This window comes from Pyrofollis japonicus (genome assembly GCF_033097485.1).
GTDB classification, from domain to species: domain Archaea; phylum Thermoproteota; class Thermoprotei_A; order Sulfolobales; family Pyrodictiaceae; genus Pyrofollis; species Pyrofollis japonicus.
This window is the reverse complement of sequence record NZ_AP028634.1, coordinates 1,593,408-1,606,017: the sequence shown is the minus strand read 5'-3', so window position 1 is coordinate 1,606,017 and position 12,610 is coordinate 1,593,408. Positions and strand designations below refer to the sequence as shown.

General features: G+C 48.6%; 11 protein-coding genes and 2 tRNA genes. 4 read left to right on the top strand and 9 right to left on the bottom strand.

Features of this window, described 5'->3' with window-relative positions; all coding sequences use genetic code 11:
• Window positions 1-97 precede the first annotated feature (97 nt).
• The gene (locus SBG41_RS08425; protein WP_317895099.1) at window positions 98-685 is read right to left on the bottom strand and encodes an endonuclease dU; all 588 of its coding nucleotides are present in this window, start codon (window positions 683-685) and stop codon (window positions 98-100) included.
• Window positions 686-783: 98 nt separating this feature from the next.
• On the opposite strand from SBG41_RS08425, the gene SBG41_RS08420 reads away from it, so the two are divergent.
• The 3 genes from SBG41_RS08420 (at window position 784) to SBG41_RS08410 (ending at window position 2,970) form a co-directional block, all read left to right on the top strand.
• Complete coding sequence (locus tag SBG41_RS08420; RefSeq protein ID WP_317895098.1) at window positions 784-1,398, top strand: SAM-dependent methyltransferase; 615 nt, start codon at window positions 784-786, stop codon at window positions 1,396-1,398.
• A 38-nt stretch (window positions 1,399-1,436) separates the two neighbouring features.
• Complete coding sequence (locus SBG41_RS08415) at window positions 1,437-2,537, top strand: radical SAM protein (protein ID WP_317895097.1); 1,101 nt, start codon at window positions 1,437-1,439, stop codon at window positions 2,535-2,537.
• 148 nt (window positions 2,538-2,685) lie between these two features.
• The gene (locus tag SBG41_RS08410; protein ID WP_317895096.1) at window positions 2,686-2,970 is read left to right on the top strand and encodes a ubiquitin-like small modifier protein 1; all 285 of its coding nucleotides are present in this window, start codon (window positions 2,686-2,688) and stop codon (window positions 2,968-2,970) included.
• 11 nt (window positions 2,971-2,981) lie between these two features.
• Here SBG41_RS08410 and SBG41_RS08405 read toward each other — a convergent pair whose 3' ends face one another.
• The 5 genes from SBG41_RS08405 to SBG41_RS08385 all read right to left on the bottom strand — a co-directional run bounded on the left by SBG41_RS08405 (window position 2,982) and on the right by SBG41_RS08385 (window position 8,655).
• Window positions 2,982-3,971 (bottom strand): acyl-CoA thioesterase, encoded by a 990-nt coding sequence (locus tag SBG41_RS08405; protein WP_317895095.1) that lies wholly within the window; start codon window positions 3,969-3,971, stop codon window positions 2,982-2,984.
• An 81-nt stretch (window positions 3,972-4,052) separates the two neighbouring features.
• Entirely contained in the window at window positions 4,053-4,751 is a 699-nt protein-coding gene (locus tag SBG41_RS08400) for a hypothetical protein (protein WP_317895094.1), read from the bottom strand.
• A gap of 482 nt (window positions 4,752-5,233) precedes the next feature.
• Window positions 5,234-5,311: transfer RNA gene (locus tag SBG41_RS08395), tRNA-Glu, on the bottom strand.
• 100 nt (window positions 5,312-5,411) lie between these two features.
• Window positions 5,412-8,204 (bottom strand): YncE family protein, encoded by a 2,793-nt coding sequence (locus tag SBG41_RS08390; protein WP_317895093.1) that lies wholly within the window; start codon window positions 8,202-8,204, stop codon window positions 5,412-5,414.
• Complete coding sequence (locus SBG41_RS08385) at window positions 8,182-8,655, bottom strand: hypothetical protein (RefSeq protein WP_317895092.1); 474 nt, start codon at window positions 8,653-8,655, stop codon at window positions 8,182-8,184. The genes SBG41_RS08390 and SBG41_RS08385 overlap by 23 nt, the downstream gene beginning before the upstream one ends.
• 153 nt (window positions 8,656-8,808) lie before the next feature.
• On the opposite strand from SBG41_RS08385, the gene SBG41_RS08380 reads away from it, so the two are divergent.
• Window positions 8,809-8,887 (top strand) — tRNA-Gly (locus tag SBG41_RS08380).
• Window positions 8,888-9,209: 322 nt separating this feature from the next.
• On the opposite strand, the gene SBG41_RS08375 is transcribed toward SBG41_RS08380, so the two are convergent.
• The 3 genes from SBG41_RS08375 to SBG41_RS08365 all read right to left on the bottom strand — a co-directional run bounded on the left by SBG41_RS08375 (window position 9,210) and on the right by SBG41_RS08365 (window position 12,483).
• Window positions 9,210-10,421, bottom strand: a complete 1,212-nt coding sequence (locus tag SBG41_RS08375) for an MFS transporter (protein ID WP_317895091.1) — start codon at window positions 10,419-10,421, stop codon at window positions 9,210-9,212.
• 183 nt (window positions 10,422-10,604) lie between these two features.
• On the bottom strand, window positions 10,605-11,294 hold the full coding sequence (locus SBG41_RS08370) for a winged helix-turn-helix domain-containing protein (protein ID WP_317895090.1): 690 nt from the start codon (window positions 11,292-11,294) through the stop codon (window positions 10,605-10,607).
• Between the two features lie 166 nt (window positions 11,295-11,460).
• On the bottom strand, window positions 11,461-12,483 hold the full coding sequence (locus SBG41_RS08365; RefSeq protein ID WP_317895089.1) for a hypothetical protein: 1,023 nt from the start codon (window positions 12,481-12,483) through the stop codon (window positions 11,461-11,463).
• Window positions 12,484-12,610 lie beyond the last annotated feature (127 nt).

Genomic DNA, 12,610 nt, shown 5'->3' with positions numbered 1-12,610 from the left:
ATGATTACCCAGGACTAAAAAACTATTGAGTAAGTGAAACCCAGCTAAACACAATACTGTTACGGATAACGATAACAACGATAATACGTTGCGATGATTATTGCTTGTTCTCTCCGAGGAAAATGCTAGAAAGCCTTGAGGCCATTACATGGGCTGTAAAGAGTGGTTCAGGTTGACGAGTATATATTTGCAGGCTACAGACGAGTTCCCACGCCTTATCAGTACTCAAGCCGTAGGGAGCTATTAGTAGGGAGCCCTTGCTGCACACGATCCTCGTCAGTCTCGACCATGTTTCTTCGAGGAGCTTGAGCCTTTGCTCCGCGTCGTCGAAGTGCTTGGTTATTGCTCTGCGTACTGCGTCTCGATCTGGCTCGTACCAGAAGACGGGGATAACAGGAACACTTGTTTCCTCGTTAAGCCTTCTTGCATCGAGTATGTTGAAGCCAGCAAATATGACTGTGTCAAGGAGTACTGCCTCGAGCCCGTCTAGCTCACGCAGAGCTCTCTTAACAAGGCTTATCGCCTTGTCCGTTGAATCCATACCATCGATTTCGACAAAGTCGCCAAGCACCAGGCACGGACATAGAGCATTGTTTCTCCAGCAATGCGCTGCAAGGACAAAGGTTGTTTTGCGCCAGCCGCGCTTAAAGTAGCCATCATCTATTCCGGCGACGCACCCCTTCATAGCCCCGGACCTTTTGCGGACATCTCATTGATTAGTTTCCCGCATTCATAGGTGTCGTTAAAACATGGAGTAGTTATTATAGTCTTTCGGGGATTATTGTGTGGCAGAGAGGCGGGAAGGTTGCCCCCTGGATACCTACTCCGCTGAGCATAGTCTATGCCGCGCTTGAGGCTGCATGGGCGTCGCCCTGCGACACCGTCTACGACCTGGGTGCGGGAGACGGGCGAGCCGTGATTATTGCTGCACGCGAGTTCTGTGTCCGCAGAGCTGTTGGCGTTGAGATTGACCCGGTGCTAGTTGAGGCTGCGAGGGCCAAGGCGCACATGGATGGCGTAGAGGACCGGGTAGAGATAATCGAGCAAGACTTCTTCAAGACTAGCCTACAAGGCGCCACACTGGTCTACATGTATCTTTACCGTAGCATAAACGAGGCGCTGAGATCCAAGCTTGAGGAGGAGCTAAGGCCTGGTGCACGAGTAGTTACTATTGATTTTCCTGTGCCCGGCTGGGTGCCAGTCTATACTCCTAGGCTGCGAGACGAGAACGATATACTGAGAACCATACATGTCTACGTCATCGGGCTGAGCGATACCCGTTACGCTAGGCGCGGAGAACAAATACGTGAATGGACTAGGGAGTTGCAAGCCCTTGCGGGATGCAATGAGCCCCCTCCACCGGGGTGTAGGCCCAGGGTAAGGAGAACCCAGGCTTGATAGCTTGATAAGAGGGTTCTAGGAGACACTTAGCGCTAATGGAGCAAGAGGTACCGTGCTCTGTGAGGGGAAGGCTGCTGATAGAGGAACAGATTGCTGAAGCGCTTGGCCTCAAGGTCTGGAGGCGTGCATGGGGCAGGCCCGTCTTCTACGTGGATAGGCCCTTTCCGCTCCTAGGCCACATTGCCTTCGGGGTTATAGATAGAGGCACTAACGTGCTCCAGGTGCGGCCGACGACTCTCTGCGTGCTTAGCTGCGTGTTCTGTAGCGTTGATGCGGGGCCCCGGAGCCGGTGGAGGCAGGCCGAATACATTGTTGACCCTGAGTGGCTTGCTGAGTGGGTTCACCGTGTCGCAGTAGAGAAGGGCGTGGCTGTCGAGGCCCTCATAGACGGTGTTGGAGACCCCTTTACTTATCCCTGGCTGCCTAGGCTTGTGAGGCTACTCAAGGAGACAGGCGTTGTGAGGAGCGTTGCCGCCGAGACCCACGGGGCGACACTCTCCAGGAAGATCGTGGACGCCTTGGAGGAGGCTGGACTGGATCGCATAAATCTCAGCATAGAGAGCCTTAACGAGGAGAAGGCAAGGAGGCTCACCGGCACTCCGTGGTATAGCGCCAAGAGGGTTAGAGAAGTAGCTGAGTACGTTGCCAGGGAGACTAGCATAGACCTGCACGTGACACCTGTCTGGCTTCCCGGGCTTAACGACGAAGATGTGGTCGAGATAGTTGAGTGGGCTTATCGCATCGGCGCAGGTAAGAAGTGGCCGCCCGTAACTATTCAGAAGTATATCCGCCACAGGTATGGTAGGCACCCTGAGGGCGTGAGGGAGGTTAGCTGGGAAAAGTACTGGGAGTGGCTGAGGAGGCTCGAGGAGAAGCTGGGGAAGCGGCTCTCCTGGAGCATGGAGGAGTGGGGCATGAGCTATGCTCCTAGGATTAAGCAGCCCTTCCGCCGAGGCTCCCGCGTCAAGCTCCAAGTAGCTGGGCCGGGATGGCTCCGGGGCGAGTACCTCGCAGTAACCCTTGACAAGCAGCGCGTAGTCACACTCGTAGGGTCCAGGGGCCTACGCGTAGGCAGCTTGACTGTTGCGAGGATTATTAGGGATAAGGACGGCATATTCATAGCAAAGGCTCTGTAGACGAAGCAATGCCACCTATCAATTAGGGCATCGAGGGCGCAAAGCCGGGGGAGCACGCGGCGCCCAGCTTCCTTCCGCGCCCATGATGGGCTACCCTATTAGGGGCTGCCGCGTTTTAGACTCCTTTTCCGAGGAGTGGTGACGAGTTATGGCTAGGGTTAGGGTGAAGCTGTTCGCAGAGTACTATGAGCTTGCTGGCCGCAAGCACCTCGTGGAGCTAGAGGTCCCCGATGGTACTACGGTCATAGAGCTTGCCAGGATGCTTGAGGAGAAGTTTCCGAAGCTCCAGGGGCGGCTCGTGCAAGGCGATAGTATAAACGAGGAGACAAAGGTACTGGTTAATGGCAGGCTTATTGATTGGCTTGAGGGCGAGAAGACAAGGCTTAGGGATGGCGACGCCGTAGCGTTCTTCCCGCCAGCGGCAGGCGGCTAAGACCTTGACACCTACTTGGGCAGCGCCTCTACTAGGTGCAGTATCTCTTTTATCCGTTCGCGCTTCTTTTGGCGAACTATGCGGCGTAGCTCGAACCCTTTCTGGAGGTCCTCTGGGACCTGTGGCTTCCTCCTCGGCTCGGCGGGGCGTCCGTCGGGGCCTATGGAGACGAGCACCATGTAGAGCTGTGCTACTGTGTTCTCGCGCTCCTCTATCGGGTTCTCAGCAACCACTTTTACTAGGACCTCTAGGCTGGTTCTGCCCACTCCCGTGACGCCTGCTTCTGCGCGCAAAACGTCGCCAACATAGGCGGGTGACGCGAAGACTGCTGCGTCGAAGCTAGCCGTTACCACGGGGGAGCCCGTGGCCTTCATCGCCGCGAGCGCGCCAAGGCTATCAATACTGTAGAAGAACTTCGTTGCATCTAAGACCCTTGGAAGCGAGAAAGTAGACTCCGGGTAAACTATCTCATAGCTCTCAACCCGGTAGGGAACGCTTAGCCTCGAGGTATCCCTGGCAACCTCGTGCCGCTTCTCCACTAGTTCGCGGCGCTCACGGAGCCACTCCTCGTGGATATTAAGGAGCGCTTCGCCCTCAAAACTACAAGCCCTAATACTTGCACCATGCTCACGAGACCTCACAGACTCATCAACAGCAACATATGTCTGTATGCTAAGGCTCACAAGCCTAGGCGATCCTCCTCCTGCAGAACTCGCGACACCATAGCTCAGGACGTCCACCGTGTGGCTCGTAGACCCTATGACCCAGGAATACGTCTCGAAAAGCTCCCCTACCCGTACCGGCTCAAGTATGAACAAGTAGTCAATAGCGCCGAGGACAACATATCCCCTCGTAGCCCTCATCGCAGCCATCGCTCCGGACTCTAGCAGCCACCAGGCAAGCCTACCACCATGGAGAGTGCCATAGCGGTTAGCATGCCTCGGATAAACAGGCCTAACGCTGCCCATGCGCGTAGACTCTAGACAAACACTTCTAGCCATATCACGTGGCCCGAGTACCCTTAAGCTCTAGTACAGGTAGAAAACAGCACCGAGACAAACAACGGGAATAGAAGAACACTCTTACGGGGCGCCCCCGCCGGGTACTCTCAGGCCGGAAAGCCTCATAGACTCAGCAATAATCTCGTCAACGAGGTCGGCCAACGGGTCAACGCTACCCGACCTAAGAATCTCCGGGTCTATACCTCTCTCCTCCAAGACACCAACTATCTTGTCAACACTTTGCCTCAGAACTATAGGCAAGTAAACAGGAACACCACCATACCTCCTAGCAACGCTCGTTACCCCCCTGCAAAGACCCTCCACATCAACATCGATAACCTTCTTACGCGCCTTGAATATGAGGGCAGCCTTGAACACCACGTGCCTACCTATCAACGGGTAAAGCGCGCGACAAACCAATAGCTCGTCAAGTGCAACAGGGTCACCATAAAGCCGCCTACAAGGCATCGGATCAATCACCTTAGGCTCAGCAATGTTCTTCCCCTCCATCCTATCGGTGTAAACATACACCGTTTTCATCCAGAGCAAGCTCCCAGGGAAATCCAGAGAATCAACCAACAAGTAGCGCGTATCGTGGAACAAGAAGCTCCTCTTCCGAATAGCCTCCTCAACCTCCCCGACACTCATATCTCTTCGAGCCACTGCCAACCCGCTGGCAACCGGCTCCTTGACGCCGAAGACCTCGTAAAGTATCTCGAACAACTCCCTAGGAACATAGATAGAGCCATAGGAGAGAGCCCTAGAAAACTCCAAAACCACTACCATCACCCAAATATAGCCTATTACAAGGCACCATAACTATCCCACACAGAGCCCAGCAATAATAAATAACCTAACCAGCATCAAACCAAACAAATAAACATATAAGGAAAAAGCACACCGTACCAAGAACCCGACAAATAAATACAATATACTCATATATTATAACAAAGCTAAAACCGTCATCTATACTCTAAGCGAATATTAAGCTTCAATATTGAAACTACACTATGCATTCTAACCAACGATAAAAAATAAAACTAAACAACGCTCTACAAGAAGAAACCAGTACACCGAGATACAAGCTCCACTAAGATACACGAGATACACAGACCAACAACATTCCCCTAGACTATAAAGCCGATACAGAAAACACTAAGAATTCCACAATGAACTCTCAGAAATACTTCACATGCCTTACAATACAAGCTATTCAACAAGGAAACCAAGTTAGGAATCGCATAGGATTTAGTTGTAGGAATTGGTGCCGCGGCCGGGATTTGAACCCGGGTCACGGGCTTGAAAGGCCCGCATACTTGGCCGGGCTATACTACCGCGGCAACCGCGCAGCCCCTTCCGCGGACTAGGCCGCGGCCAAGTATAGTGGTACATAGCTACTAGTGAAGCCTTATTAAGCTTAATCTCAGCTATGCGCTATCCTTATGAAATATCTATTACAATCACTTGAGCAGTTCCATCTCCTCTCACGAAATAAATCTTATCATTAATTATAGCGAGCCTGTCACCGGGAGAGAATGGATAAAAAGGTAAAGCGTAATTAAGCGAACCCCACTGTTTAGAGACCGTGTCATAGGTCATAATGCCGCCGCCGCGGATAGCAACATAGAGTTTCATGCTTGACGATCCATAGTCCATGCCTACGCTATAGAGAAGAGGAGTCTGTCCTAGATCCGTTACGGAGCCGGTTGCTAGATCTATAGCAATCAGCCGGTTGGTTTCGCCTGTATGGATATATAGTATTGATCCTACATACGCTACACTCGACCAACGAGTAATATTGCTAGGTAATGCTACTCGAGACACAAGACTATTCGTAGTAACGTCGTATATATCTATGTAGTTGTAGCCATCACCGGGGCAGTAGTATAGATGTGTTCCGTTAAACGCGATAAAGCCTCCTGGACCCAGCGGAGTTGATAGTGCTATTATTCTTTGCCATGTATTATTGGCAATTATGTACTCAGCTGCATTTTTACCTCTTGCAACCCACAAAATAGGTGAAGATCCCATGTAGGGTGAAATCGCTATATATCCTTGGCCCTGGAGCTGTGATGGAAGAGTTATTTTTGCTGTAGCATTAGTCAATGTATCGAGCTTCAAAATATAATCGGCTGTGCTGTTCGATGCTATATATATGCCTTTTTCCGTTAAAGTCGCAGGTGAGTAAGAGATAGTTAGTTTATCAAGAGAAAAAGAGATATTATTATCTGAGAACACAACTATTTCGATTTCTAACAAGCCATTTACTAATTTATTAAACTCTATCGTTTTTATGACTGGGTCCGAGGCCGCAGCTCTTTCTATATAGAGATTTATATTAGATATGCTGATCTTTATTTCATAGTGATAGCTTACACCGCTAGGAGATGCAGCCACAAGCGCTATATTTCTAAGGAAAGCATAGCCTAAATCCTTTGAGAATTTAATATCAATTATATACTTGTTGAAAGATTCTTCGGTACCGACATACGCCTGAAGTTCTTGCTGAGGTTTTTTACGAGGCCAGAACATCAAAGAGTTTGCATGATCTAAACTATTAAGATCCATCCGGTTATATGAAGCTATGGTATAATGCCTGCCATCGCCCAAAGATAAGCCTACGACAGGATTGACGAGGAAGACAGAAGGGAGAAGCGTTGTTACATCTCCATAATTAAATCGTATTAAACCATTGTCATACAATATTAACTCAAAGTTAGCTTCTCCTACCAGTATCTTTACCCTGGATATGCGTACGTATACTCCGGCATTCCATCTTATGACCGTACCATTTCCGTAGTTATCTTCATAATTATTCAGAACGTATATATCATGTGGACTTTGTGTTGTTAAGTCTGCCCAGAGAGGGGCAATTATTAAGTTTTGTTTTAGATTATTTTCGCTATATATCCAATCAAACTGAATTGTATGATTTGATACAAAACCATTACTATCAACATAAACTTGATTGATATATCTATCATAGTAAGGAAACTTAAAGGGCAAAGACAGTAGCCACGACCCATCATCGGCGTGCCAATTCATTGAATTTCCATCACCCACAAGACCATTTACCGGCATTATCCATTCCTGGTAGTAGATTGTGTACCCTGGACCATCGTTTGCAGGGAGCTCCGTCATGACTTTTGTGAGGCCTTCGTGCTCGGTGTCTGGTTGTGCTGATGGATTACCGTAAACGAGAAATACTGTCTGATTAGAATTAGCATCTATATGAGGTATTTTTACCCATATTACAGCGTGACCGTTTTGAGGGTCCCATTTCTCTATCCAGTAGTATAGGGGAGTGCAATCTGATGCAAGTATTCGTATATCGCTTCCATCGTTTTTCGCATGGCTAAACTCGAAATTTGTAGAATTGAGTTCGATTCTAATCTGGATATCGTCATAGCTATAACTGTTTGGATTACTTATAGTTATTTTTCTCATATAGTTCCAGCCACTAAGTCCTGGACATAAAGGCGCATATATGCTCCTTATATTAAGAGTTAAACCATCTACGCTTGCCAAGTTATTGAGTGAACCAGTGACTTGGCCTCCTCTTAGTACTTGATAGCTATCCGGGACTTGAGTATAATTTCCTAGAAGCTGAGTAGTAGCAGCCTTTTCGGCAACAACGTATCCACTTAGTGGTTCACTTAACAGTATTGTACTTACTAGGGGACACGTTACATTTGGATAGGTCACGTTAGCTGGGAATGCAGGCTTCTTCTTTATTGATATTACTGCTACGGCTGGGCTTGCAGAAATAGTTGCTGTTATTGATAATGGTTTAGCTGTAGCAGGGATAATTATTTCTAAAGTGTCTCCTGGAGCCAAAGCCACGGGCACTGAAGCAACTAGCGTCGTTGCTCCATTGAATGACTGAATTCTCATCTCAATGCCTTTAGCTTGAAGATTTGTGAAACGATCTATAACCAGCGATGTGTAATTATTCCATAGGACGTTTATATTGATTATATTGACGGCCCTAGGTGCACTCGAAGTTATTTCTATATAAAGCTCCGCTCCATCATAAGTATAGTAGCCGTTTATTGTTGATGCGAGGAGCTGTGTGTTTATTCTCTCCTCTGCTGCCTCGGATAGTGTTTGCTGTAGTTCTTGCTGTTGGTGTTGTAGGTAGAAGTAGAGGGCTAGGAGGGCGAGTAGGGCTATGGCTAGGAGTACTCCGCCTATTATGGTTGCTATTGCTCTAGGGCTTCTTCGCGGATGCATATGCCTCGCCTCCTTGGTAGACGAGTTTTACTTCTGCGAGGCTTGTCCCGGCTGGCAGTGTGCATTCTATGTCGGCTGCTGCGTAGTATGGGAGCCGGACATTATGCACCGGATGATACTCTGAGCCATTGTTGAGCCTCGCTGTACAGTTGTCGCTCCAGAGTGTATTGTTCACGTAGACGTCGTAGAGGAGTACTGGCGTGTTGTCTGTAACCACTACTACGTGGAGCACGTCGCTCTGATTAATGTATGCGAGTGCTATTGTTAGGTCCTGCATGGCCTCTACCTTTGCTCTGACTGATTGCTGCTCTGCTTGTTGTTGCGCCGTGTACGTGGTCTCGATTATCCTTGACACTACTAGGCCGCCGACGCCCAGGACTATTATTGCTAGGAGCGCGGCCGACACGTACTCGCTGATTCCTCGAAGCCTATAGCAATGTGTTCTCGGCATATTTTGTAGTGTCCCTCTTCGTCCTGTATGCTTCCCCGGGCTCAGATAAGGATAACGTGACTAGTCCATATATGGAGTCTGTTCTAGGAGGGCAAGTGTGTTTCGTAAGCTTCTTAACCCTCTCCTGGGCCCAGTTATTATCCTAACATGGATGCGGCGGTCGTCTAGCCTGGACTAGGACGCCGGCCTGCCAAGCCGGAGATCCCGGGTTCAAATCCCGGCCGCCGCACCAATCCTTCTCCCGGCTCCTCTCCGACATGCTGTGCACTATCTGTTTCGTTTACCATTATTGCCATAAACGCTTGTTAAATTGTTTATCAAAGTATCTATCTAATCCTTATAACCCTTGCCGAGAAGTAATATAACTATTTACTGGGAGCAGGCAAGGAGAGACCGGATAAGGATACAGGGCGGCTCTGTGGAATACTGGCCGCGATGAGCGAGCAGGGCTTTAGGTGCTTGGTGTGCGAGCGGCCGGCGGTGAATGAGTATATGCCCCGGTGACCGCTGCTAGGCGGGATGAGCCGGGGTTCGCGGGAGAAGTGCTTCCTGCATCACAGCTGTGCTGGTGATGTGCTTGTTGGTTTTGCCTTGCTGAGTATGAGTGCTGACACAAGTGCGAGGACGGATGCTGTGATACATGTTGCATCTGCTCCACCGTAGTGTACTAGGATGCTTGCAGCAGTGCTCCCGACTACTAAGCCTATGCTCATAAACGCGTTGGTTTTCCCTACGCCGGCTTCGCCTTCCAGAGTTAGAGCTATAAGTGGGAGTGACGTTGAGATTAGGGCCCATGTTGCGCCGACGAACACGTAGAGCATTGGCATGGTTATACCTGGGTCTAGTACTCTGCTGAACACGGGTATCGGTGTTGCGAAGATTATTGTCCTTAATGCGGCTGCCGAGACCAAGAGGAGATGCGCCTTTTCTAACGCCAGCTTTGATCTGCGGAGTACTTCATATACCAACGTCGAGGTTGCGAGAGAGAGCATTGATAATACATAGATCTCGGAGTCACTGAACCCGAGGTCTCTTAGATAAGCCGGCATTGGGGAGAAGAATACTGATATGGCTGTGAAGAGGAGGAGTACCCCTGCGAGAAAGCGCCAAGGAATCTGGGTTGCTCCCGCATCAGCGCCTCTGTTACGGGGTACATGTGTCGGTGGAGAGTAGCGCGCCCTGCCTGTCACGAGCGGCGTACTCGGAGCTAGCGGGGGCTTTGACCCCCCGACTACCCATGAGAGTTTCAGCGATGTCGCAGCCGATAAGAGCGCTATGAGAGCCGATAATGCGAGGAGTCCTTGTACGCCGAGAGCCTTTGCAAGGACTGCGGCAACCGTGTCGCCCGTGATTATGCCGATGCTTGACGCGATATTGATCTCTGGGACGGCTTCGCTTCCCTCCTCCAGCGCCGATGCTGCTGCGAGGACTATTGGCTGGACCAGTGCCGCTGCGGCACCATACACGGCATTAAGCAGCACTATTTCTAGTAGGCTCCTAGACAAGTACATGAGGGCCAGAGAGATGGATACAGTGACGAGCGCAACTGAGAGAAAGAGACCGCTTCGCCTGCTCTCGAGCCAAGGCACGACGACAAGACTCGAGAACGCGAACGCGGCGTTATATGCTGCAACTGCTAGGGTTAGCGAAACAGTCTTGCCACTAATATCGAGAGCGTAGAGCCCCGCAGCAATATTGGCTATAGCGGCGGACGCGCTGTAGAGAAACACGGTAGTCAGTAGAAAGGCCTTGGAGCTATCGTCCAAGAACCTCTCTACCCTGCTATGGAATTAGCTTTAAAAAGTAAATTAAATGAGTTGAGGCGAAGACAAAAGAGTCTTTGAGCTATCTGTATGCACTAAAATTTATTACTTGAGATGTCGTTATACGGGCTCTTAATCTTAAAGACCTTGACGATGAAGTATGGGTAAGTTGTCTGCATCACTATTCTATTGTTTTGACAATAGATCTTGGATCTTGTATGCTAATGACTCTTTAGTTGTTGCTTCGTTGACATAAAGGACTAAGGGTTTGCATGTTAATCCGGGATTGGATAGAAGCACTTCGCATATGTGGTGCTGTGATTCCCTGGTAATTATTATGTGCCCCGTATTTGTGTCTACACAGCTTAGCAGTATGTAGCCTAGATCATAGAGCAGCGACAGCGTATTATTTGAGTCGAGGAGCAAGTCTATCGCTATTTCCTTTCCTGATTTGGTTAAAAAGACTGCATCGTGTATATACATTGTTCCTGATTTTCCGCTTAGTGATTCATAGACCTTTGTACCACTATTGATAGATTCTAGTACCCCCGTTACTGCGGAACGAATGTTTCTGCACCATGGACAATTTTGCTCACTCGGCGTGTTCAGTTCTTTGTGGAGAAGGCGTATAATGCTTAGGTACATTAGGCCTTTCCGGGTGATAGTATAGAGCGGTGGGTGTACAGAATTCTTTGCAACATTAGTTACGAGTCTTTTCTCCAGCAACGTGGATAGGTGCTTCTCAAGGCTCTGTGGATTAAGATTTGCAAGATTCATAAGCCTGGTCTTACGAAGAGGGCCTTTATGGCTCAGAATTGACAATATGTCCCCAACTATGAGTAGCGCGTCTCGGCGCTTTGCACGCTTAGTTTGCATAAGGTATCAATCCTACACCTTATTCAATCATATACGTGTGCTACGTTATATGTAAGCTACGTACTTGTAAACCAGGTAATACTGCGAAACATGCACTATTTAAGAATTGTATACTAGAGATGCACAAAGCTTATATGAAGTCACCGAAGAGCGCTCAACTACCCCCTTAGCTCTCACCCTGCTTAACTGGCTCTCTGCCATAAGCTGCACACACTAAGTTATTATTGAGAAGAGTACAGAGTAGTTCCCCACCCCTGTCTCGTAGAAGAGGGTTGGCAGTCCTTTCGGCGAGAAGAATAATGTCGCGCGGATTGGCTACTTCTATATGGCTTTTCTCCCTAAGCCCATGGGCCTCTATAACTGGGGCACTAGTTGCTTTTAGTATTTCTTCTATGCTAGGCTCGCTTAGCCTTGAATACATTACGCCTCCTGCAAGTGACATGGCTATACCGATTGCTAGTAATGGTATGAGCAGGCCTCGTGGAACAAGTGATTCTTTCCTATTCCCGACCGGCGTGGGCAGGTTCTCCGAAAATGTTGTTGTTGAATTCTTGCTGGTTACGTGCACGCTGTATAGCTCTTTATTGTAGCCTAGGCTCATACTTATTGAGGGGCTAAGCTTAGCAACTCTTCCACCTACAGGGAGAACCGCATTCATTTCTGTTACTAGGAAGACGTCTGTAGCAATGCTAAGGCCCGTCTCATTTATAACTCGCATTGCGACACTCCTAGCCTTCGAGAGATTAATCAACATTACAGCCTCTTTGCCAACCAGGGTTTTTCCCTTAACCTCTTTGAGCTTTATTGCGAAGGGGCCTACTAGGAGTTTCTCGACAATAACGTAGTTGAAACTATTCAGAGGAACATCGCTTGTAATAGCACTTACTTTGAAACTTGCCACAAGCGTATTGTTTCTCAGTAGCTTAGACGCAATTACACCAGTATTTCTTATAATAGTTGAGCCGTTTGGATAGATCAAGCTCTTTTTCATAAATGCTTCGAGGCTCGCATCTGCCCTTAGCGCCACCGTCTTTGTTGTATTTGTATCGGTATCGGGCTTCGCTTTATGGCCAAAGATTAATCCAACAGCTGCAAAAGATGATAGTGTAACACCAAACAGAATTAGGATAAAAGATATCTTGAGCCAGTGGCCCTTTGAGCCACCGACTCCACGGCTAGTATTACTCATAGCTAAACACATACCGTATAATCAATGAATATGTAATGATCAAGAAAGACGTAAACTAGGTTATGCACAATCTGGTATTAGTGAAAATTGGTATATATTTCTTGCTCTTAAACACTGCGCTATATAC